Annotated in this window: 23 protein-coding genes; all 23 read left to right on the top strand. The window is 70.3% G+C overall.

Going from position 1 to position 22,349, the window contains the following annotated elements; genetic code table 11:
• Positions 1-59: 59 nt before the first annotated feature.
• The 23 genes from tsf to ACG04Q_RS14650 all read left to right on the top strand — a co-directional run bounded on the left by tsf (position 60) and on the right by ACG04Q_RS14650 (position 22,307).
• The gene (gene tsf / locus ACG04Q_RS14540; RefSeq protein WP_394511646.1) at positions 60-953 is read left to right on the top strand and encodes a translation elongation factor Ts; all 894 of its coding nucleotides are present in this window, start codon (positions 60-62) and stop codon (positions 951-953) included.
• Between the two features lie 84 nt (positions 954-1,037).
• The gene (gene pyrH / locus ACG04Q_RS14545) at positions 1,038-1,748 is read left to right on the top strand and encodes a UMP kinase (RefSeq protein WP_394511647.1); all 711 of its coding nucleotides are present in this window, start codon (positions 1,038-1,040) and stop codon (positions 1,746-1,748) included.
• 75 nt (positions 1,749-1,823) lie between these two features.
• A complete protein-coding gene (gene frr / locus ACG04Q_RS14550; RefSeq protein WP_394511648.1) occupies positions 1,824-2,384 on the top strand; it encodes a ribosome recycling factor in 561 nt (186 codons plus the stop codon).
• Positions 2,381-3,121, top strand: coding sequence for a polyprenyl diphosphate synthase (uppS, locus tag ACG04Q_RS14555; protein ID WP_394511649.1), 741 nt, complete (start codon positions 2,381-2,383; stop codon positions 3,119-3,121). Before frr ends, uppS begins: the two co-directional genes overlap by 4 nt.
• A 13-nt stretch (positions 3,122-3,134) precedes the next feature.
• Positions 3,135-3,971, top strand: coding sequence for a phosphatidate cytidylyltransferase (locus tag ACG04Q_RS14560; protein WP_394511650.1), 837 nt, complete (start codon positions 3,135-3,137; stop codon positions 3,969-3,971).
• Positions 3,968-5,152, top strand: a complete 1,185-nt coding sequence (gene ispC / locus ACG04Q_RS14565; RefSeq protein ID WP_394511651.1) for a 1-deoxy-D-xylulose-5-phosphate reductoisomerase — start codon at positions 3,968-3,970, stop codon at positions 5,150-5,152. The genes ACG04Q_RS14560 and ispC overlap by 4 nt, the downstream gene beginning before the upstream one ends.
• Positions 5,143-6,513, top strand: coding sequence for an RIP metalloprotease RseP (gene rseP / locus ACG04Q_RS14570; RefSeq protein ID WP_394511652.1), 1,371 nt, complete (start codon positions 5,143-5,145; stop codon positions 6,511-6,513). Before ispC ends, rseP begins: the two co-directional genes overlap by 10 nt.
• 15 nt (positions 6,514-6,528) lie before the next feature.
• Complete coding sequence (gene bamA, locus ACG04Q_RS14575) at positions 6,529-8,841, top strand: outer membrane protein assembly factor BamA (RefSeq protein ID WP_394511653.1); 2,313 nt, start codon at positions 6,529-6,531, stop codon at positions 8,839-8,841.
• A 2-nt stretch (positions 8,842-8,843) separates the two neighbouring features.
• Complete coding sequence (locus tag ACG04Q_RS14580; RefSeq protein ID WP_394511654.1) at positions 8,844-9,350, top strand: OmpH/Skp family outer membrane protein; 507 nt, start codon at positions 8,844-8,846, stop codon at positions 9,348-9,350.
• A 12-nt stretch (positions 9,351-9,362) separates the two neighbouring features.
• The gene (gene lpxD / locus ACG04Q_RS14585; protein WP_394511655.1) at positions 9,363-10,391 is read left to right on the top strand and encodes a UDP-3-O-(3-hydroxymyristoyl)glucosamine N-acyltransferase; all 1,029 of its coding nucleotides are present in this window, start codon (positions 9,363-9,365) and stop codon (positions 10,389-10,391) included.
• Complete coding sequence (fabZ, locus tag ACG04Q_RS14590) at positions 10,388-10,849, top strand: 3-hydroxyacyl-ACP dehydratase FabZ (RefSeq protein ID WP_394511656.1); 462 nt, start codon at positions 10,388-10,390, stop codon at positions 10,847-10,849. Before lpxD ends, fabZ begins: the two co-directional genes overlap by 4 nt.
• Positions 10,850-10,860: 11 nt before the next feature.
• Positions 10,861-11,649, top strand: coding sequence for an acyl-ACP--UDP-N-acetylglucosamine O-acyltransferase (lpxA, locus tag ACG04Q_RS14595; RefSeq protein ID WP_394511657.1), 789 nt, complete (start codon positions 10,861-10,863; stop codon positions 11,647-11,649).
• A gap of 3 nt (positions 11,650-11,652) precedes the next feature.
• Positions 11,653-12,777: a lipid-A-disaccharide synthase gene (gene lpxB / locus ACG04Q_RS14600; protein WP_394511658.1), complete on the top strand. Its 1,125-nt coding sequence runs from the start codon at positions 11,653-11,655 to the stop codon at positions 12,775-12,777.
• Positions 12,749-13,369, top strand: a complete 621-nt coding sequence (gene rnhB, locus ACG04Q_RS14605) for a ribonuclease HII (protein ID WP_394511659.1) — start codon at positions 12,749-12,751, stop codon at positions 13,367-13,369. Before lpxB ends, rnhB begins: the two co-directional genes overlap by 29 nt.
• The gene (locus tag ACG04Q_RS14610; RefSeq protein ID WP_394511660.1) at positions 13,366-14,136 is read left to right on the top strand and encodes a TrmH family RNA methyltransferase; all 771 of its coding nucleotides are present in this window, start codon (positions 13,366-13,368) and stop codon (positions 14,134-14,136) included. Before rnhB ends, ACG04Q_RS14610 begins: the two co-directional genes overlap by 4 nt.
• A gap of 77 nt (positions 14,137-14,213) precedes the next feature.
• Positions 14,214-14,402 (top strand): hemin uptake protein HemP, encoded by a 189-nt coding sequence (gene hemP, locus ACG04Q_RS14615; RefSeq protein ID WP_394511661.1) that lies wholly within the window; start codon positions 14,214-14,216, stop codon positions 14,400-14,402.
• Between the two features lie 64 nt (positions 14,403-14,466).
• The gene (locus tag ACG04Q_RS14620) at positions 14,467-16,599 is read left to right on the top strand and encodes a TonB-dependent hemoglobin/transferrin/lactoferrin family receptor (RefSeq protein WP_394511662.1); all 2,133 of its coding nucleotides are present in this window, start codon (positions 14,467-14,469) and stop codon (positions 16,597-16,599) included.
• 13 nt (positions 16,600-16,612) lie between these two features.
• Entirely contained in the window at positions 16,613-17,692 is a 1,080-nt protein-coding gene (locus tag ACG04Q_RS14625) for a hemin-degrading factor (RefSeq protein WP_394511663.1), read from the top strand.
• A 163-nt stretch (positions 17,693-17,855) separates the two neighbouring features.
• Positions 17,856-18,689: a heme/hemin ABC transporter substrate-binding protein gene (locus ACG04Q_RS14630; RefSeq protein ID WP_394511664.1), complete on the top strand. Its 834-nt coding sequence runs from the start codon at positions 17,856-17,858 to the stop codon at positions 18,687-18,689.
• Positions 18,673-19,725 (top strand): FecCD family ABC transporter permease, encoded by a 1,053-nt coding sequence (locus tag ACG04Q_RS14635; protein WP_394511665.1) that lies wholly within the window; start codon positions 18,673-18,675, stop codon positions 19,723-19,725. The genes ACG04Q_RS14630 and ACG04Q_RS14635 overlap by 17 nt, the downstream gene beginning before the upstream one ends.
• Positions 19,722-20,501, top strand: coding sequence for an ABC transporter ATP-binding protein (locus ACG04Q_RS14640; protein WP_394511666.1), 780 nt, complete (start codon positions 19,722-19,724; stop codon positions 20,499-20,501). Before ACG04Q_RS14635 ends, ACG04Q_RS14640 begins: the two co-directional genes overlap by 4 nt.
• On the top strand, positions 20,498-21,127 hold the full coding sequence (locus ACG04Q_RS14645) for an energy transducer TonB (protein WP_394511667.1): 630 nt from the start codon (positions 20,498-20,500) through the stop codon (positions 21,125-21,127). The genes ACG04Q_RS14640 and ACG04Q_RS14645 overlap by 4 nt, the downstream gene beginning before the upstream one ends.
• Complete coding sequence (locus ACG04Q_RS14650; protein WP_394511668.1) at positions 21,120-22,307, top strand: DUF2325 domain-containing protein; 1,188 nt, start codon at positions 21,120-21,122, stop codon at positions 22,305-22,307. The genes ACG04Q_RS14645 and ACG04Q_RS14650 overlap by 8 nt, the downstream gene beginning before the upstream one ends.
• Positions 22,308-22,349 lie beyond the last annotated feature (42 nt).

A 22,349-nucleotide genomic window follows, 5' to 3' on the forward strand; every position in this document is an offset into this window, starting at 1 on the left:
AGGGGCCGCGAGGCCCCTTTTGCCAACTGAATCTGGCCAACCGAAATCTGGAGAGAGAAATGGCTGCAATCACTGCAAGCATGGTGGGCGAACTGCGTGCCCGCACCGACGCCCCGATGATGGAGTGCAAGAAGGCGCTGACGGAAGCCGACGGCGACCTGGGCCGCGCTGAAGAGATCCTGCGCGTCAAGCTGGGCAACAAGGCCGGCAAGGCTGCCTCGCGCATCACGGCCGAAGGCATCGTCGCCTCGGCCGTCGTCGGCGGCAACGGCGCGCTGATCGAAGTGAACTGCGAGACCGACTTCGTCTCGAAGAACGACGCCTTCCTGGCCTTCGTGAACGCGCTGGCCGGCCTGGTCGCCGAGCACAACCCGGCTGACGTCGCCGCCCTGTCGGCCCTGCCCCTGTCGCAGGAAGGCTTCGGCCCGACGGTGGAAGACGTGCGCAAGGGCCTGATCGGCAAGATCGGCGAGAACATGACGATCCGCCGCTTCCAGCGCTACACCGGCTCCAAGCTGGCCACCTACCTGCACGGCACCCGCATCGGCGTGGTCGTCGAGTTCGAAGGTGACGACACGGCCGCCAAGGATGTCGCGATGCACATCGCCGCCATGAAGCCCGCCGCGCTGTCCAGCGCCGACGTCCCGGCCGAGCTGGTCGAGAAGGAGCGCAAGATCGCCACCGAGAAGGCTGCCGAGTCCGGCAAGCCGGCCGACATCGTCGCCAAGATGGTGGAAGGCTCGGTGCAGAAGTTCCTGAAGGAAGTCTCGCTGCTGGACCAGGTCTTCGTGAAGGCCGCCGACGGCAAGCAGACCGTGGGCGCCCACCTGAAGGCCGCCAACACGACCGTCAAGGGCTTCACGCTGTACGTCGTGGGCGAAGGCATCGAGAAGAAGGTCGACGACTTCGCGGCCGAAGTGGCTGCCCAGGTGGCGGCTGCCAAGGGTCAGTAAAGACTCTTGCGATAGAGAAGGGCGCCAAGTTGGCGCCCTTTAAACTTGCGGCCCACCAGAAGCCGCCAAAACACTGAGGACACCATGCCCGCGTACAAGCGCATCCTGCTCAAACTCTCCGGTGAAGCCCTGATGGGTGACGACGCCTACGGCATCAACCGCGCGACCATCGTGCGCATGGTGCAGGAGGTCCGCGAGGTCACGCAGATGGGCGTGGAAGTCGCCGTCGTCATCGGCGGCGGCAACATCTTCCGCGGCGTCGCGGGCGGCTCGGTCGGCATGGACCGCGCGACGGCCGACTACATGGGCATGCTGGCCACGGTGATGAACTCGCTGGCCCTGGCCGACACGATGCGCCAGGAGGGCATGGTGGCCCGCGTGATGTCGGCCATCGGCATCGAGCAGGTCGTCGAACCCTATGTGCGCCCCAAGGCGCTGCAATACCTCGAAGAGGGCAAGGTCGTCGTCTTCGCCGCTGGCACCGGCAACCCCTTCTTCACGACCGACACCGCCGCCGCGCTGCGCGGTGCCGAGATCGGCGCCGAGATCGTGCTGAAGGCCACCAAGGTCGACGGCGTCTACACGGCCGACCCCAAGAAGGATCCCGAGGCCAAGCGCTACTCGGCCATCACCTTCGACGAGGCCATCAGCCGCAACCTGCAGGTCATGGACGGCGCCGCCTTCGCGCTGTGCCGCGACCAGAAGCTGCCGATCAAGGTGTTCAGCATCTTCAAGCCCGGCGCGCTCAAGCGCGTCGTGCAGGGCGAGGACGAGGGCACGCTGGTCCACGTCTGACGCTTCCGTGAGTTGGGGGCGGGGCTGCCTGCTGACACCCGGGTGGCCGCTCCCGCAGAGAAATAGGTATCGATCATGAGCACTGCCGACATCAAGAAGAACGCCGAGGCCAAGATGGCCAAGTCCGTCGAGTCGCTGAAGGGCGAACTGCAGAAGATCCGCACCGGCCGCGCCCATCCGGGCATCCTGGACCAGGTCAGCGTCGACTATTACGGCTCCATGGTGCCGATCAGCCAAGTGGCCAACGTGACGCTGCTGGATGCGCGCACCATCTCCGTCCAGCCCTGGGAGAAGGGCATGGGCGCCAAGATCGAGAAGGCCATCCGCGAGAGCGACCTGGGCCTGAACCCGGCGTCGCAGGGCGACCTGATCCGCGTGCCGATGCCGCCGCTGACCGAGGAGCGCCGCAAGGACCTGACCAAGGTCGTGCGCAATGCCGGCGAAGACGCCAAGGTGGCCGTGCGCAACCTGCGCCGCGACGCCAACGAGCAGGCCAAGAAGCTGCTGAAGGACAAGGAGATCGGCGAGGACGACGAGCGTCGCAGCCTCGACGAGGTGCAGAAGCTCACCGACCGGGTGATCAACGAGATCGACAAGGTGATCTCGGCCAAGGAAGCCGAGATCCTCGCGGTTTGAGCGCCACCCTCACCGTGGCGCAAGACCGCCCGGCGCCGCCGCGCCACGTCGCCATCGTCATGGACGGCAACGGCCGCTGGGCCAAGAAGCGCTTCCTGCCGCGCTTCTTCGGCCACAAGGCGGGTGTGGAGTCCGTCGTCAAGGTCATCCAGGCCTGCATCGCGCGCGACATCGAGCACCTGACCGTCTTCGCGTTCTCCAGCGAGAACTGGAAGCGCCCCGATGACGAGGTCTCCGGCCTGATGGGGCTGGTGCTGGCTGCCGTGTCGCGCTACCTGAAGAAGCTGGACGGGCTGGGCGTGCGCGTGCGCGTCATCGGCGACCGCGATGCGGTGTCCGCGAAGCTCCAGCATGCATGGAACGAGGCCGAGCGCATGACGGCCGCCAACACCAAGCTGACGCTCAACGTCGCCTTCAATTACGGCGGCCGCTGGGACATCGTGCAGGCCTGCCGCAAGGCCATCGCAGCGGGCGTGCCCGCGGCGGAGATCACCGAAGAGAAGCTGTCCGAGTTCATGGCCCTGGCCCATGCGCCGGACCCTGACCTCTTCATCCGCACGGGCGGCGAGGTGCGCATCAGCAACTTCATGCTGTGGCAGGTGGCCTATTCGGAATTCGTCTTCTCGGACTGCCTGTGGCCCGAGTTCGGCGAGCGCGAGCTGGACGCGGCCATCGCCGCCTTCCACGCCCGCGATCGCCGTTTTGGCGGGGTCAAGGACGCCCCTCCCGCCGCCTGAACCCGAGGGCGCCATGCTCAAGACCCGCGTCATCACCGCCATCGTCCTGCTGGCCGTCCTGCTGCCCGCGCTGTTCGCGGCCTCGCCGTGGTACTTCGCCGGGCTTACCGTGCTGATGATTGGCGCGGCGGGCTGGGAATGGGCGCGGCTGAACGGACTGCCCGGCACGGGCGCCATCGCGGCCGGCGTGTCCCTGGCGCTGGCCTGCATCTGGACGCTGCTGATCGGTGGCCTGAACGCGCCGCCGGCCTGGATCTGGTGGCTGGCCACCGGCGTCTGGGTGCTGGGCGGCGCTTACGCGCTGCGTGCCGGGCCTGCGGGCTGGCCGCGCATCGCGCAGATCGGCCGGCTCGCGCTTGGCGCCGTGCTGCTGTGGGGCGCCTGGCTGGCCATCGTGCAGGCCAAGGTGCACGGCATCAACTTCATCCTGTCGGTGTTCTGCCTCGTCTGGATGGCCGACATCGCTGCCTACTTCTGCGGCCGTGCGTTCGGCAAGCGCAAGCTGGCCTTGGCCATCAGCCCCGGGAAGAGCTGGGAAGGCGCCTGGGGCGGCATGGCGGGCGTCCTCCTGCTGGGCTTCGTGTGGGTCCACGTCATCGACGTGCGTGTCGCCGTCGACTCGGCCAGCCTCTACACGCTGCTGGTGCAGCGCCACGGCATCGTGTCGCTGCTGGCGCTGGTCTTCCTCGGCGCGATGAGCGTCGTCGGCGATCTCTTCGAATCCCTCGTCAAGCGTGCCGCTGGCGCCAAGGACAGCAGCAACCTGCTGCCCGGCCACGGCGGCGTGCTGGACCGCATCGACGCGCTGCTGCCCGTCTTCCCGCTGGCGCTTGCTCTCATCTCGCTATGAATCGTCAACGCGTCTGCGTCCTCGGCTCGACCGGCTCCATCGGCGTCAACACGCTGGACGTGCTGGCCCGCCACCCCGAACGCTACGAGGTCGTCGCGCTCAGTGCGATGAGCCGCGTGGACGAACTGCTGCAGCAATGCCTGCAGTGGCAGCCGCGCTTCGCCGTCATGCCCGAGCGCGACGCCGCGGCCCGGCTGCGTGAGCGCTTGCGCGAGGCCGGCAGCCGCACCGAGGTGCTGGACGGGGCTCAGGCGCTGTCCGACATCGCCGCCCATCCTGAGGTGGACACCGTCATGGCGGCCATCGTCGGCGCCGCCGGTCTGGCGCCGGCCATTGCGGCGGCGCGTGCCGGCAAGCGGCTGCTGCTGGCCAACAAGGAAGCCATCGTCGTCGGCGGTGCCCTGTTCATGCAGGCGGTGGAGCAGGGCGGTGCCACGCTGCTGCCCATCGACAGCGAGCACTCGGCCATCTTCCAGTGCCTGCCGGAAGACCGCGCGACCTGGCAGGACCGCATCGACCACATCGTGCTGACGGCGTCCGGCGGCCCCTTCCGCAGCCGCGACCCCAAGACGCTGGCCGACGTGACGCCGGACCAGGCCTGCGCCCACCCCAACTGGGTCATGGGCCGCAAGATCTCGGTGGACTCGGCCACGATGATGAACAAGGCGCTGGAGGTCATCGAGGCGCGCTGGCTGTTCAGCCTTGCGCCCGAGCAGATCAAGGTGCTGATCCACCCGCAGAGCATCATCCATTCGATGGTCGTTTGCCGCGACCAGTCGGTGCTTGCGCAGCTCGGTACGCCCGACATGCGCGTGCCCATCGCTTACGGCCTGTCCTTCCCCGAACGCATCACGTCGGGCGCCAGCCGGCTGGACCTGCTGACCACGCCCAGCCTCACGTTCGAGGAGGCCGACGCCGCGCGCTTCCCCGGCCTGCACCTGTCCTGGCAGGCGCTGCGTGCGCCCGAGGGCAGCACGACGGTGCTGAACGCGGCCAACGAGGTGGCCGTCGACGCCTTCCTGAACGGCCGCCTGCGCTTTGACCGCATCCATGCGCTGAACGCCGACTGCCTGGCGGCCGTGGCGCCCAGCGCCGCCGACTGCGCGAGCATCGACGGCCTGCTGGCGCTCGATGCCCGCGTGCGTGACGTGGCGCAACAGCGGGTGCTCGCATGGACGTGATCCAGAAGGCCTTCTGGTTCCTCATCGCCATCGGCATCCTCGTGCCCATCCACGAGTGGGGCCACTACCGCGTCGCGAGGGCTTGCGGCGTCAAGGTGCTGCGTTTCTCCGTCGGTTTCGGGCGTGTGCTGTGGAGCCGTGTCGCGCGCAACGGCACCGAGTTCGCGATCAGCGCCGTCCCGCTGGGCGGCTATGTGCGCATGCTGGGCATGGGAGACGAGCTTGTCGCGCCACACGAGCGCGAACAGGCCTTCAGGAACCGTCCGCTGCGCCAGCGCGCCGCCATCATCGCGGCCGGCCCGGTGGCCAACTGGCTGCTGGCCATCGCGCTGTTTGCGGCCGTGGCCTGGCTGGGCAGCGAGCAGCCCAAGGCCGTGTTGGGCACGCCGCCCGCCGCGTCGCTGGCCGAGCGCGCCGGCGTGCGCGCGGGCGACTCGGTGCACGCCGTCTCGCGCGACGGCCAGCAATGGGACGACATCGCCTCGCTGACCGAGCTGCAGGCTGCCGTCAGCCGCGCGCAGGCACTGGGCGAGAGCCTGCACCTGTCCGTCAGCGGCGCCCAGGGCCATGGCTCGCGCAGCCTGCGGCTGGAGACCGAGCGGCTGGCCGGCCGCTCGTCTGACGGCAGGCAGTCCAGTGCCATCGGCCTGGCGCCACTGGCCGAACCGCTGATCCGCCAGGTGGTGGCCGGGGGCGCCGGTGATGCCGCAGGGCTGCAGGCGGGCGACCGCGTGTTGTCCATCGACGGCCAGCCCGTGCCCGACGCGGGCTACCTGATTGATGCCGTCCGCCGCGCCCACGACGGCGAGCGGCCGCGCGCGATGAGCTGGCGCGTCGAGCGCGCCGGGCGCGTCGTCGAACTGACCCCCACGCCGCGCCTCGTCGACGAGGGCGGGCGACGCATCGCGCGCCTGGAGATCGGTGTCGGCACGCCGCCGGAAACGGTGTCCGTCAGCTATGGGCCGGTGGACGGCCTGATGCGCGGCGTCCAGCAGAGCTGGGACATGGCCGCCACGACGGTGAAACTCATCGGCCGCATCCTGGTGGGTGAAGCGTCGGTAAAGAACTTCAGCGGCCCGCTGACCATTGCAGACTACGCGGGCCAGTCGGCGCATGCGGGGCTGTCGCCGTTCCTGAACTTCCTCGCGGTGATTTCGATGAGCCTGGCCGTGCTGAACCTGCTGCCGCTGCCGATGCTCGATGGCGGACACCTCATGTATTATCTTTTCGAGGGCTTGAGCGGCCGTCCCGTCTCCGACTGGTGGCAGCAGAAACTCCAAACGGCTGGCTTCCTGATCCTGATGCTGATGCTGGCCCTGGCCCTTTCCAACGACGTCGGCCGCTACGCGGGCTGGCACTGAAACTCCCGGTTCCCCATGTCCTTTTCTTTCAGTTCGGGAGCGTCTCTGCGCCCCTCAGTCGTGGCTTTGGCTCTCGTGGGGACGTTCCAGTCAGGGCTGGCCTGGGCCGTTGATCCGTTCGTGCTCAAGGACATCCGCGTCGAGGGCCTGCAGCGTACCGACCCCGGCACGGTCTTCGCGTCGCTGCCCTTCCGCATCGGCGACACTTACAACGACGAAAAGGGCGCCGCAGCGCTGCGCGCGCTGTTCGCCACGGGCCTGTTCAAGGACGTGCGCATCAGCATCGAGGGTGACGCCGTCGTCGTCATCATCGACGAGCGCCCCATCATCGCCAACGTCAACTTCGTCGGCCTGAAGGAGTTCGACACCGAGGCGCTGTCCAAGTCGCTGAAGGACGTCGGCATCGGCGAGGGCAAGCCCTTTGACCGCGCGCTGGCCGACCGCGCCGAACAGGAACTCAAGCGCCAGTACCTGACGCGCAGCCTGTACGGCGCCGAGGTGACGACGACCATCACGCCCATCGAACGCAACCGCGTCAACGTCAGCTTCAACGTGACCGAGGGCGAGCCGGCGAAGATCGCCGAGATCCGCATCCTGGGCACCAAGGTGTTCTCCGAGAGCACGCTCATGGGGCTGCTTGAGCAGACGACGTCCGGCTGGCTGACGTGGTACACCAAGACCGACCGCTACTCGCGCGCCAAGCTGAACGCGGACTTGGAAACCATCCGCAGCTACTACCTGAACCGCGGCTATCTGGAAGTGGCGGTCACGTCCACGCAGGTCACGATCTCGCCGGACAAGCAAAGCATCAGCATCGCCATCACCATCAGCGAGGGCCAGCCCTACACGGTGACCGGCGTGAAGCTGGAGGGCGATTTCCTCGGCCGCGAGGAAGACTTCAAGCACCTGGTCATGCTCAAGCCGGGTCAGGCCTACCAGGGCGAGGCGGTCGCGCAGACGACGCGCGCGTTCAGCGATCTGTACGGTACGTACGGCTACGCCTTCGCCCGCGTCGACAGTCGCCCCGAGATCGACCGCGCCACCGGCCAGGTGGTCGTCACGTTCGTCGGCGAGCCGCAGCGCCGGGTCTACGTGCGCAAGGTCGTCATCTCCGGCAACTCGCGCACGCGTGACGAGGTCATCCGCCGCGAGTTCCGGCAGTTCGAGTCGGCCTGGTACGACGGCCAGAAGATCAAGGCGTCGCGTGACCGCGTCGAGCGGCTGGGCTACTTCAAGGACAAGGAAGTCAGCATCGATACCCAGGAGGTGCCGGGCGCTCAGGACCAGGTGGATGTCATCCTCACCGTCGTCGAGCGCCCCACCGGTGCCATCACGGTGGGTGCCGGCTACTCCAGCCAGACCAAGCTGTCCTTCACCGGATCCATCCGCCAGGACAACGTGTTCGGCTCGGGCAACTACCTGGGCATCGACGTCGCCACGGCGCGCACGGGCCGCCAGTTGCAGATCAGCACGGTGGACCCGTACTTCACGGTGGACGGCGTGTCGCGCGCGCTGGATGTGTTCTACCGCACCACCAAGCCCATCAACACGCTGGGCGAGGAGTACGAGTACGTCACCAAGGGCGGCTCGGTGCGCTTCGGCGTGCCGTTCTCCGAGCTGGACACGGTGTTCTTCGGCATCGGCTACGAGCAGACGGACATCACGACGGCGCGCGGTCTGCCGCAAAGCTACTTCGACTACGTGAACCGCTTCGGCACCCGCAGCAACTCCATCCCGCTGACCATCGGCTGGCAGCGCGACAGCCGCGACAGCGTCATCACGCCGATGAAGGGGCGCTATCAGCGCGTCAACTTCGAGCTGAGCGCGGTGGGCGATGTGCGCTTCGCGCGCCTGAACCTGCAGCACCAGGAGTACTACGAGATCACCAACAAGATCACGTTGGGCGTCAACAGCGAGCTGGGCTGGGGTGAAGGCCTGGGCGGCAAGTCCTATCCGATCTTCAAGAACTTCTACGGCGGGGGGCTCGGCTCCGTGCGGGTGTTCGAGGCCGGCACGCTGGGCCCCGTGGACCCCACCGGTTCCTACAGCGGCGGCAACCGTCGCTTCAACCTGAACGCCGAGCTGTACCTGCCGGTGCCGGGCAGCGGCAACGACAAGAGCTTCCGCATCTTCATGTTCGCGGACGCGGGTAACGTGTGGGGCGAGCACGAGAAGCTCAAGTTCGACAGCGTGCGCGCCTCGGCCGGTATCGGCCTGTCGTGGATCTCGCCGATGGGCCCGCTGCGGCTCAGCTATGGCAAACCTATCCGCAAGCAACGCACGGATAGAATCGAAAAATTCCAATTCCAGATCGGGACTGCATTCTGATGATGAGCAAGCTCTTGCAATCGGTGGCTCTGGCCGCGTCGATGATGGTGGCCGCCTCGGCCGTGCAAGCCCAGGAACTGAAGATCGGCTACGTCAACAGCGAGCGCGTGCTGCGCGAAGCCAACCTGGCCAAGGCCGCCCAGATCAAGCTGGAAACGGAATTCGGCAAGCGCGAGAAAGACCTGCGCGATCTGGAAAACAAGCTGCGCGGCGCCGCCGAGAAGCTTGAGAAGGATGCGCCCACGCTGTCTGAAGCCGAGCGCAACCGCCGTCAGCGTGACGTCGTCGAGCAGGAGCGCGATCTGCAGCGCAAGCGTCGCGAATGGCAGGAAGACCTGACGCAGCGCAAGAACGAGGAGCTGTCCGTGGTGGTCGACAAGGCCAACAAGGTCATCAAGCAGATCTTCGACGCCGAGAAGTACGACCTGATTCTGCAGGACGCCATCCACTTCAGCGCGCGTGTCGACATCACCAAGAAGGTGATCGATGCGCTGAACGCACAGAAGTAAGCCGGGGCCGCCGTGAGCTCGACACCCGTCGTGCTCTCCGACCTGATCGCCGCCTTGGGCGGCGATTTGCTTGGTGGGTCCGATATCCGCATCGCGCGCATTGCACCGCTGGATGAGGCCGATGCCCACAGCATCAGCTTCCTGGCCAATCCGCGCTACCAGTCCCAGCTGACGACGACGGCGGCCGCCTGCGTCATCGTGTCGCCGGCGATGGCCGAGGCCGCGGCCGCCCGCGGCGCGGCCATCGTCACGCCCGACCCCTACCTGTACTTCGCGCGGCTGACGCAGTGGTGGGCCGCCCGCACGCGCCCCGCCGTGCAGGCCGGCGTGCATGCCAGCGCCGTCGTGTCGCCTGATGCGATGTTGGGCGAGGGCGTTGAAGTCGGCCCGCTGGCCGTCATCGAGGCCGGTGCGGTCATCGGCGCTGGCGCGCGCATCGGCGCGCATTGCGTCATCGAGCGCAACGCCAGGGTGGGTGAGGGCACGCGGCTGGCGCCGCGCGTCGTGCTGGGCCATGGCTGCCGCATCGGCGCGCGCGGCATCGTGCACAGTGGCGTGGTCATCGGCGCGGACGGCTTCGGCTTCGCGCCCTCGAAGCAGGGCTTCGTGAAGATCGAGCAACTGGGCCATGTAGTGATCGGTGATGACGTCGAGATCGGCGCCAATACCTGCGTCGACCGCGGCGCGTTGGCCGACACGGTCATCGAGGATGGCGTGAAGCTGGACAACCTGATCCAGATTGCGCACAACGTCCGCATCGGGCGCAACACGGCCATGGCCGGTTGCGGCGCCATCGCGGGTTCGACGACCATCGGTGCGAACTGCACCATTGGTGGTGCGGCCAACATCATCGGCCACCTGACCATCGTGGACGGCGTGCACATCACGGCCTGCACGCTGGTGACGCGGGACATCGCGCAGCCGGGCGCGTACAGCGGCGCCTATCCCTTCGAAGAAAACTCGAGCTGGCAGAAGAACGCGGCGACGCTGCGCCAGCTCCACACCCTGAGAGAGCGTGTGCGCGCGCTGGAAAAGAAATGACGACCGAGACGATCACGATGGACATCCACGAAATCCTGACGCGCCTGCCGCACCGCTACCCCATCCTGCTGGTGGACCGTGTCGTCGAGCTGGTCAAGGGTGAGCGCATCCGCGCAATCAAGAACGTCTCCATCAACGAACCCTTCTTCCTCGGCCACTTCCCGCACCGGCCCGTGATGCCGGGCGTGCTGATCCTTGAAGCCATGGCCCAGGCCGCGACGCTGCTGGCGCTGCGCAGCATGGACATGGTGCTGGACGACAAGTCGGTGGTGTACTTCGCCGGCATCGACGGCGCCCGCTTCAAGCGCCCGGTCGAGCCGGGCGACCAGCTCATGCTGGAGGTGACGCTGGGCCGGGCCAAGGCCGGCATCTACAAGTTCAGCGCCCGTGCGCTGGTGGGCGACCAGCTCGCGGCCGAGGCCGAGCTGATGTGCACCATGCGGCGCTTGGAAGCCTGAGGGCGCGCGCGATGGCCATCCACCCCACCGCCATCGTCGACCCCGGCGCGCAGCTGGACAGCAGCGTCGAGGTCGGCGCCTACACGCTGATCGGCCCGCACGTGAAGATCGCGGCCGGCACCAAGGTCGGCCCGCACTGCGTCATCGAAGGCCACACGAGCATCGGGCGCGACAACACTTTCTTCCAGTTCGGCTCCATCGGTGCCGCCAACCAGGACAAGAAGTACGCGGGCGAGCCCACGACGCTGGTCATCGGTGACCGCAACACCATCCGCGAGTTCTGCACGCTGAACGTCGGCACGGTCCAGGACCGCGGCGAGACGACGCTGGGCAACGACAACTGGATCATGGCGTACTGCCACCTGGCGCATGACGTCGTCATCGGCAACGAGTGCGTGCTGGCCAACAACGCGACGCTGGCCGGCCATGTGCACGTGGGCAACCACGTCACCATCGGTGGCCTGACCGGCATCCTGCAGCGCATGCGCATCGGCGACCACGCGATGATCGGCTTCCAGGCGCACGTCGCGCAGGACGTGCCGCCGTTCATGACGGTGGACGGCAACCCGCTGGCCGCGCGGGCGGTCAATGTCGTGGGCCTGAAGCGCCGCGACTTCAGCGCCGAGCGTATCGGCGTCATCCGCCAGATCTACAAGCTGCTCTACCGCAGTGGCCACACGCTGGACGAGGCCAAGGCCGCCATCGAGGCGCTGCGCGGCACGGACGGCGGTGTTGCGGATGGCGACATCGACAACATGCTGACCTTCCTCGCCGCGTCCACCCGCGGCATTGTTCGGTAACTGATGACGACCGCGCCCCGCCTCGGCATGGTGGCCGGCGAGGCCAGCGGCGATCTGCTGGCCGGCCTGCTGCTGCAAGGCCTGCGCGAGCGCTGGCCCGGCCTGACTTCGCAGGGCATCGGCGGCCCGAAGATGATCGCCCAGGGCTTCGAGACCTGGTGGCCGCACAGCAAGCTGTCCATCTTCGGCTACGTCGATGCGCTGCTGAACATCCGCGAGCTGCTGTCCATCCGCAAGCAGCTGGGCACGCGGCTCATCGCCAATCGGCCTGACGTGTTCATCGGCGTCGACGCGCCGGACTTCAACTTCGGCCTGGAGACGCGGCTGCGCGGGGCGGGCATCAAGACGGTCCACTTCGTCTGCCCGTCCATCTGGGCCTGGCGGCCGGAGCGCGTCGAGAAGATCAAGGCGGCGGCCGACCACGTGCTGTGCCTGTTCCCGTTCGAGCCCGAGATCCTGCACCGCGCCGGCATCGGCGCGACCTACGTGGGCCATCCGCTGGCCGATGCCATTCCGATGGAGCCGCCGCGTGTCGCCTCGCGCGAGGCGCTGAAGCTGCCCGAGCAGGACACCGTCATTGCGCTGCTGCCCGGCAGCCGCAAGAGCGAGATCCAGTACATCGCGCCGGCGCTGATCGGTGCGGCCAGGCTGCTGGCCAAGCCCGGGCGGCGGTTCGTGATGCCCGTGGTGCCGGGCCTGCGTGGCTTGGTGGAGCCCATGCTGCAGGGCGCCGACATCCAGCTTGTCGACGGCCAGTCGCATGCCGTGCTGGCCGCCTGCGACCTGACGCTGGTGGCCAGCGGCACGGCCACGCTGGAGGCGGCGTTGTTCAAGCGGCCCATGGTCATCGCCTACCGCATGAACTGGCTGAACTGGTGGCGCATGAAGGACAAGGGCCTGCTGCCCTGGGTGGGCCTGCCCAACATCCTGGCGCGCGAGTTCCTCGTGCCCGAGCTCATCCAGCACGCCTGCACGCCCGAGAACCTCGCCCGCGAGGCCGAAGCGCTGCTGGCCGATGCGCCGCGCCGCGCCGCACTGCACCAGCGCTTTGTCCAACTCCACGAGCTGCTGCGGCAAGACACCGCACGGCGCGCCAGCGATGCGATCGCGACGCTCATCCAAGCCTGAGCAGGTGTCGCTGGACTGGACGCCGCCCGGCCTCGTGGCCGGCGTGGACGAGGCCGGCCGTGGGCCACTGGCCGGCCCGGTGTTCGCGGCGGCCGTCATCCTGGACGACCTGCAGCCCATCGCCGGCCTGGCCGACTCCAAGGCCTTGACGGCCGCCCGGCGCGCGCGGCTCTATGACGAGATCCGGGCGAAGGCGCTGTGCTTCTGCATCGCACAGGCGACGGCCGAGGAGATCGACCAAGTCAACATCCTGCAGGCGACGATGCTGGCCATGCAGCGGGCCGTGAACGGGCTGCGCCTCAAGCCGGCGCTGGTGCAGGTGGACGGCAACCGCCTGCCCGTGCTGCCCATGGCGGCCGAGGCCATCGTCAAGGGAGATGCCAAGGTGCAGGCGATCTCGGCTGCGAGCATTCTTGCCAAGGTCGCCCGCGACCTGTTTTGCGAGCAGATGCACGCGAGCCATCCGCAGTACGGCTTTGCCACACACAAGGGCTACGGCACGGCCGAGCACCTCGCCGCGCTGAAGGCGCATGGCGCCAGCCCCTGGCATCGCCAGAGCTTCGCGCCGGTCAGGGAGGCGGGAATCAAATGAAGCTGGATCACATCACGTCGCGTGACAACCCGGCGCTGGTGCGGCTGCGCAAGCTGACGGCCGAGGCCGGCGGCTACCGCAAGACCGGCAGCGTGTGGGTGGAGGGCGATCACCTGCTGCGCGCGGCGCTGCTGCGCGGCTGGACGCCGGCGCTGGTGGTGCTGACCGAGGCCGCGATGCAGGCCCCCGAGCTGGCCCGGCTGGCCGAGGCCGCGCCGCGCGCGCTGGTGGTGCCCACGCCCTTGTTCAAGGGCCTGAGCGGCCTGGAGTCGCCCGCGCAGATCGGCGCCGAACTGACGCTGCCCGCCAGCCCCGCCATCGATGCGCAGGCCGCCAGCGTGGTGCTGGACCGTCTGCAGGACGCCGGCAACGTCGGCGCCATCCTGCGCAGCGCGGCGGCCTTCGGTGTGCGCCAGGTGCTGGCGCTCAAGGGCACGGCGGCGCTGTGGTCGCCCAAGGTGCTGCGGGCCGGGCAGGGCGCGCACTTCGGGCTGCGGCTTGTCGAAGGTCTGGCTGCCGATGATCTCGCCGCGCTCGCCGTGCCGATGATTGCCACCAGCTCGCACACCGAGCATGTGTTGCACCGCGTGGCGCTGCCGTCGCCCTGTGCCTGGGTCATGGGCCATGAAGGGCAGGGCGTGTCGCCCGCGCTGATGGCGCGCTGCGCGTTGACCGTGGGCATCCCGCAGCCGGGCGGCGAGGAGTCGCTGAACGTGGCCGCCGCGGCGGCAATCTGCCTCTACGAAAGCCACCGCCAGCAGCGCTGAGTCACGCCCGTGCGAGTCGAGCCGTCGGCGACATGGTTTGACTTGCAATCGAGAATGATTCTCATTACATTGGCGGCATGCTTGTTGAACCCCAACTCCCCAAACCAGCGGCGCCCACAGCCGCGGCGCCCTTGGGGTCAGGCGCGATCCGCTGCATCGACAGCGCGACGCTGCTGGGCCCGCGGGGTGAGGTGCTGATCGTCCACCAGCAGCAGACCTACCGCCTGCGTGTCACGTCCCTGGGCAAGCTGATCCTGACCAAGTAAGCCCTCTTTTCCATTCCCCGCGCCAGCCAGCCGCTGCCAGCCCGCGCCTCCCACCGGAGCCCCCGTGCTGAAGACCGCCGTTGCGCTGGCCGCCGCCTGCGCCTGTGCCTGCCTTGCCGATGTTTCGCAGGCCCAGACCACCCCCGATGCAGCCACCGAGCTGCCCGAGCTGACCAACACCGCCACGCGCGCGGACCGCCGCGTGGACGAGGTGCCCGCCACGGTCACCATCGTCAAGCCCGATGCCGGCGCGCGTGATCTGCGCGAGCTGCTGCGCGACGAAGCGGGCCTCGCCGTGCGCGCGCCCAACCCGCGCTTCTCGCTCGCGGGCAGCGGCACGGGCCGCGCCGGCAACGAGGGCATCAACATCCGCGGCCTGGAGGACAACCGCGTCCTGATGCTGGTGGACGGCATCCGCCTGCCGCAGGCCTTCAGCTTCGGCCCCTTCGGCACCGGCCGTGCCGGCCTGCTGAACCTGGAGGGCGGCCAGCAACTGGAGGTGCTGCGCGGCCCGGCATCCACGCAATTCGGCAGCGACGGCCTGGCCGGTGCGCTGGCACTGCGCACGCTGCGAGCGAGCGACCTGCTCAAGGCCGGCCGCAGTTTCGGCCTGCGCGCGCAGACGTCGGTCTACAGCGGTGATGACGGCGTCGCGCTGAACCTCGCGGGTGCCTGGGCGGCCGGCGACTGGGACTGGCTGCTGCAAGGCTCCACGCGCCGCTCGCACGAGCTGGAGAACCAGGGCACCGTTGGCGGCGATGGCGCGACACGCACGCAGCCCGACCCGCTGGACCGCGAGCGCCACACGTTGCTCGCCAAGGCCGGCTACCGGCTGAACGCGCAGCAGCGCCTCGAGGCCACGCTGGAAGGCGTGCGCCAGCGCGACCGGTACGAGGTGCTGTCCGCCCGCAGCGCGACCACGCTGGACCTGACCGCTGACGACAAGAGCCGCCGCGGCCGCGCATCGCTGGCCTGGACGCTGGATGACCCCAACGCGGACTGGCTGCAGCAGGCCAGCGTGCAGCTCTACCGCCAGGATTCGCGCGTCGCGCAGTACGCCTTCGAGGACCGCGTCAGCCCCAGCGCCGACCGCTCGCGCGACAACCGCTACGACGAGACCTTGACCGGCCTGTCCGCCACCGGCCAGATCGGCTGGGGCGCGCAGCGCATCACCGTGGGCCTGGACGCCAGCCGCAACCGCGTGGCCGGCCTGCGCGACGGCACCACCGCATCGGCCGGCGACACGCTGCCGTCCAAGCCCTTCCCCGACACCGACTACCGCCTCGTCGGCGGCTTCGTGCAGGGCGAGTTCACGCACGGCGACTGGCAGTTCGTGCCGGCGCTGCGCTACGAGCATTACTCGCTGAAGCCCTCGGCCGCCGGCTACACGGGCGAGCTGGTCAAGCTCAGCGACGGCGCCGTGACGCCGCGCCTGGGCGTCGTCTGGAAGGCCGCGCCAGGCTTCACGCCGTATGCCCAGTGGGCCCAGGGCTTCAAGGCGCCGACACCGTCGCAGGTCAACAGCGGCTTCAGCAACCCGGTGCAGCGTTACCAGACCATCGGCAATGCCGGGCTCAAGGCCGAGCGCGCCGACAGCGTCGAGCTGGGGGTGCGCGGCGCCGTGGGCGACTGGCGCTGGCAGGCGCTCGCGTTCGACAACCGCTACGACGACTTCATCAGCCAGGAGGTCGTCTCTGCGCCGGGGGCGGCGATCACGACCTACCAGTTCATCAACCTCAGCAATGCCCGCATCCGCGGCGTCGAGGCCAGGCTCAACGGCCAGATCGGCAGGCAATGGCGGCTGGGCCTGGCCTATGCGCGAACGCACGGCAACGCCGAGGTCAACGGCGCGAAGCGGCCGCTGGACACCGTGGAGCCGGCCAAGGTCTCGGCCAGCCTGCGCCAGCAGCTCTCCGGCTGGCATTGGGAGGCCACGGTGCTGCGCGCGTCGGGCAAGTCCGCCAGCCGCGTCTACGCGGGCAGCCCCTTTCTGCCCGCCGGCTACACGGTGCTGGACCTGGCCGCCGGCTGGCAGATCACGCCGGTGTGGTCGCTCTCGGCACGCATCGACAACGCCACCGACCGCACCTACTGGCGCTGGGCCGACGTGCGCGGCCTGACAAGCGCCGCCAGCGGGCTCGATGCCTACACCGCCACCGGCCGCCAGTTCGGCCTGGTGCTGCAAGCCCAACTCTGAAGGAGCCTTGCCCATGGATATCCGACAAGCCTATGCCGACGCCCGCGCTGCCGGTGCCAGCCGCCACCGCGACATCGCCCACGCGATGGGCATCACCGAGGGCATGCTGATCGACGCGCATGTCGGTGCGCCCCGATCTGGCCAGGAGGGCGGCCTGCAGGCCCAGCGCCTGCGCCGCGACTTTCCCGCGCTGCTGTCCGAGCTGAGCCGTGCTGGCGAGCTGATGGCGTTGACGCGCAATGCGCACTGCGTGCATGAGCGCACCGGCATCTACGAGCATGTCAGCGCCCAGGGCGAGCCCGGCCGCGAGATGGGCCTGGCGTTGGGCGAGGAGATCGACCTGCGGCTGTTCTACAGCCAGTGGGCGCAGGGCTACGCCGTCAGGGAGGGCGAGCAGCAGAGCCTGCAGTTCTTCGACGCGCAGGGCGTGGCCGTGCACAAGATCTTCACGCGGCCCGCCACGCGCCTGGCCGCCTGGCAGGCGCTGCGCGCCGACTGGGCGGACCCCACCGCGCCTGCGCCGCAGTGGCGCCTCGACACGCCACCCACGCCGGTGGATGCCCCCGACGTGGACGCCGACGCCTTCCGCGCCGGCTGGGCTGCGCTGCGTGACACGCACGAGTTCTTCGGCCTGCTGCGCCGGCACGGCCTGACGCGCCGTACCGCCATGCACCTGGCTGCCCCCGAATTCGCGCAGCGCGTGGACCCGCATGCGGCCCGCGTGCTGCTGGAGGGCGCGGCAGCCAACGGCACGCCCGTCATGGTGTTTGTCGGCAACAAAGGGGTCATCCAGATCCATGGCGGGCCGATCAAGCGCGTGGCCGTCATGGGCCCGTGGCTCAACGTGCTGGACGCGCGCTTCAACCTGCACCTGCGCGAGGACGCCATTGCCGAGGCCTGGGCCGTGCGCAAGCCCACCGTCGACGGCCTCGTCAGCTCGCTGGAGCTGTACGCGGCCGACGGCGAGCTCATCGCGCAGTTCTTCGGCCAGCGCAAGCCGGGCCAGCCCGAGCGCTGCGCGTGGCGGCAGTTGCTGGACGGCCTCGTTGACGACCCGGCCTGGAGCGAAGAGTCCGTCGGGTGCGCCGCATGAGCAAGCCCCTCGCCCAGTCCGGCCGCGCTGAACGCGGGCCGGCCCGGTCGGTCCCCCGAGGGGACGGCGATGCACGTGGCGTCGAGCCACGTGCACATCGCCCAATGGGCCGGCTTGGGAGCGGCCCGGCGCTCGGCCCAATACAACGCGACGGACAAGTGACATGAAACGCAGAAATCTGTTGATGGCGGGGCTGCTGCCCGGGCTGGGTGTGGCCCAGGCGCAGCCCCGCGTGGTCAGCGTCGGCGGCGCGGTCACCGAGACGGTGTTCCTGCTCGGCGCGCAGGGCCAGCTGGCTGGCGTCGACACCACGTCGCTGTTCCCGCTCGACGCCACCCGGCTGCCGCAGGTCGGCTATGCCCGCACGCTGTCGGCCGAGGGCGTGCTGGCGCTGTCGCCGCAGCTGCTGCTGGCCAGCGGCGAGGCCGGCCCGCCGCAGGTGCTGGAACAGCTCAGGCGCGCGGGAGTGCGTGTGGAAGTGCTGGACGAGCACCACCGCTTCGACGGCATCGTCGAGCGCACCCGACGCATCGGCACGCTGTGCGGCCGCGAGCGCGAGGCACAGCAGGCCGTCGCCGGGCTGCAGCAGGCCTGGGCCGCCCGGCCCAGGCCGCCCGCCGGCGCGTCGCCGCGCGTGCTGTTCGTGCTGGCCCACGCCGGCGGGCAGCTGCGCGTGGCGGGAGAGGGCACGGCGGCCGACGCGATGATCACGCTGGCCGGCGCGCGCAACGCGCTGGCGGGTGTGTCCGGCTACAAGCCGCTGACGGCCGAGGCCGCGCTGCAGGCCGCGCCCGACGTCATCCTGTGCACCAGCCAGGGCCTGGAGGCGCAGGGCGGCGCCGACGGCCTGCTGCGCGCGCCCGGCCTGGCGCTGACGCCGGCCGGCCGGGCGCGCCGCGTGGCGAGCATGGAAGCGCTGCTGCTGCTGGGCTTCACGCCGCGGCTGCCGCAGGCGGTGGCGGAACTGACAGGCAAGTTGCATGGACGTTCGGCTTGATCGCCCCGCGGCGCGCTGGCCGGCCGTGCCCGGCTGGCCGTTCGCGCTTGCGCTGTTGCTGGGCGCCGCGGTCGTCGCCGCCAACAGCGGCGCGATCCGCCTGGGCCTGGCCGACTGGCAGGCGCTGCTGAACGGCGACGACACGCAGGGCGCGCTGGTGCTCGCGCAGCTGCGGCTGCCGCGCGTGGCCTTCGCGGTGGTCGTCGGCGCGGCGCTGGGGCTGGCCGGCGCGCTGTCGCAGGGACTGTTCCGCAACCCGCTGGCCGAGCCCACGCTGCTGGGCATTCCGGGCGGCGCCATCTGTGCCGTGGCGCTGATGCTGACGGTGCTGTCCGCGTGGGCCGGCGGCCTGCCGGCCGCATGGCGGCCGTTCGCGGTGCCGGCCGCGGCGCTGGCGGGCGCCTGGGCCATGTGCAGCCTGTTGCAGGGCCTGGCGCGGCTGCTGGTGCCGGGTGCCGTGGCGGGCCTGCTGCTGGCGGGCCTGGCGCTCAACGCGGTGGCGATGGCGGTGGTCGGCCTGTGCACCTACGTCGCCACCGACGAGCAGCTGCGCAACCTCACCTTCTGGCAGCTCGGCTCGCTGGCGCTGGCGAGCTGGCCCGTCGTCATCGCACTGGGCACGGCGGTCACTGCCGCGCTGCTGCTGGCGCGCCACTGGGGCCAGGCGCTCAACGCGCTGGCGCTGGGTGAAAGCGTGGCGGCGCAGGTCGGCGTGCCGGTCCTGCGGCTGCGGCGCCTGCTGGTGCTGGCGCTGGCGTTGCTGAGCGGCCTGGCCGTGGCCTGGTGCGGGCTGATCGGCTTCGTCGGCCTGCTGGCGCCGCACGCGGCTCGTGGCCTCGTCGGCGCGGACGCGCGGCGCGTGCTGCCGCTGGCCGCGTGGTTTGGCGCCGTGCTGCTGCTGCTGGCCGACACGGCCGCGCGCACGCTGGTCGTGCCCGCAGAGCTGCCAGTGGGCATCCTCACGGCGCTGTTCGGCGCGCCGGTGCTGTTCGTGCTGCTGAAGCGCGCGCAGCGCGAGATCGGGGGCGGCTGGTGAGCGCGCATCAGCTGCTCCTGCTGGGCGATGCCGTGCTGACCCGCCACGGCCAGGGCTTCGGGCCGTTCGACCTGCGTGTGGACGCGGGCGAGCGCGTCGCGCTGTTGGGCCCCAGTGGCGCCGGCAAGTCCACGCTGCTGAAGCTGATGGCGGGCGACATCGCGCCGACGCGGGGTGATGTGCTGCTGGATGGTGAGCCCGTCGCCGCGATGGACGCGCGCCAGCGTGCGCGCCGCCGCGCCGTGCTGCCGCAGTCGCACCAGGTCGCGTTCGGGCTGCCGGTGGAACTGGTCGTCAGCCTCGGGCGCTGGGCCGGCGCCGATGACGCGCGCTGGGTGCGCCAGGCGCTGGCCTGGGCAAGTGCCGCGCATCTGCTGGGCCGGCGCTTCGACCAGCTCTCCGGCGGCGAGCAGGCCCGCGTGCAGCTGGCCCGCGTGCTGGCGCAGCTCGCCGATGTGGAGCAGGGCCTGCTGCTGGTGGACGAGCCGCTGGCCTCGCTGGACCCGGGCCTTCAGCTCGAACTGCTGGACACGCTGACCCGCTTCTGCCGCGAGCGCGGCCATGCGCTGGTGGCCGTGCTGCACGACATCCCGCAGGCGCTCAACGGCTTCGAGCGCCTCGTCCTCGTGCGCGGCGGTCAGGTGCAGGCCGACCTGGCGGCCGGCGAGGCCGCGCTGCCCGCGCTGCAGACGCTGTTCGGCCTGCGGCTGCGGGCGCTGCGCGTGCCTGATGGCGGGTGGGCGCTGTCGGCACGCCGGCTGGAGGCCCTGGCATGAGGGCGGGCGCGTTGCTGGCCGTGGCGCTGCTGCATGGCGCGCTGTTGATCGCGCTGTGGCCGGGCCGGCATGGGCCCGCGCCGGGCCCGCGGCGCGAGTTGTCCGTGCGCTTGCTGCCCGCGGCGGCAGCGCCGGTGGTGCGCGCGCCGCCACGCGCCGCGCCTCGCGTGGCGGGCCTGCCTGCCGTAGCGGTCATCGCGCCGCCCGGCTTCGACGTGCAGGCCGACCCGCGCTCCGCGCCGCCCATGGCCACGACGACATCCGCGCCGGCGCCGGTCGTCCCCGTCGTGCCGCCCGCGCCGCCCCCGCCGCGCGACGACCCGCCACCCGCCGCAGCGCCCGCGCTGCAGTCCGCCCGCCGTGCCGCCTGCGCGCCCGCGCCGCACCCGCTGGCGCTGCGTGATCGTGGCATCGAGGGCGTCGTGCGTCTGCGCGTCTGGGTGGACGAACTGGGGCGGGCGGGGCAGGTGCTGCTGGCCGCGAGCAGCGGCTGGCGCCTCTTCGACGATGCGGCCATGGCCCAGGCCCGCCGCTGCCCCTTCCACCCGGCGCTGCGCGGCAACGAGCCTGTCGGCAGCTGGGTGGAGTTCCCCGTCCGTTTTGCGCTGGAGACCGCCGATGGCTGACGCCTGTTGTGAAAACCCTGCCGTTCACGCGGCCCTGCTGCCGCCCACCGGTTCGCGCCGCCGCCGGCTGTGGGAGCTGGGCAACCATGCCCACTGTCCCGTCATCGGCGTGTGCGTGCCGCTGGAGCGCGTGCGCGTGCTTGCCCGCAAGCTGCTGGTGCTGCAGGGCGACGAAGACGACTACACGCTGCACTGCAGCCTCGTCACCGCCGCGGCGCGCCGCAACGCGGTGGCCGAGGCGCTGCAGAAGGACCTGGAGCAGCGCTTCACGCTGGACGTGCGCAGCGCGGCCCAAGCGAAGTGCCGCGAGTCGCTGATGACCTGGTGGCGGGCCCGAGCCGCGCAGGGCGAGGTGGCGGGCGCGCTGTGGGCCACGCTGACGCATGCGCGCTGCGACGAGTGGCTGGAGATGCGCGTGCTGGGGCAGGTGCACATGCTGCAGCACCAGGTGGGCGCGGCGCAGCGTGTGGACCTGGCCCGTCACCGCGAGCTGGCCGCCGAGCACCAGGCGCTCCTGCGCGACTACGCCGAGGTGCAGCAGCGCGTGACCGCCTGGAGCGCCGAGCGTGCCCGCGAGCAGCAAGCCTGGGAACAGGAGCGCATGCAGCAGCGCGCCGCCGTCATCTCGCTGCAGACGCAGCTGGCGCAGGCCCAGGAGCAGCTACAGCACTGGCAGGCCGCGCGCCCCGACCTGCCCGAGCGCGAGCAGCTGCGCGAGCGGCTGGCCGAGCAGGTCGAGCGCAACCACGCGCTGCAGCGCGAGCTGGCGCGGCAGGTGCAGCGCGCGCCGGTGGCCGAGCCTGCGCCGGCCGCGGCCGGCCCCGAGGCCGACCCGCCGCCCGCGCCGGTCAAGCTGGAGCACCGCGTCGTGCTGTGCGTGGGCGGCCGCGGCGGCAGCGTGCCGCAGTACCGCCAGGCCGTGGAGGGCTGCGGCGCGCAGTTCCTGCATCACGACGGCGGCGCCGAGCACAAGCCCGCGCAGCTGGAGCCCCAGCTCGCCGCCGCCGACCTCGTCATCTGCCAGACCGGTTGCATCAGCCACGACGCCTACTGGCGCGTGAAGGACCACTGCAAGCGCCACCACAAGCGCTGCGTGTTCGTCGAGACGCCCAGCCGCAGTGCCTTCGAACGTGCGTTGGCGCAGGCCGCTGCGAGCGAAGGCAGCGAAGCGCCGATCTGAGGGGAAGCCCCGAGGCGAGGCGGCACACTGGCGGGCGCAAAC

The organism is Pelomonas lactea (assembly GCF_043555885.1).
Classification (GTDB): domain Bacteria; phylum Pseudomonadota; class Gammaproteobacteria; order Burkholderiales; family Burkholderiaceae_C; genus Pelomonas; species Pelomonas lactea.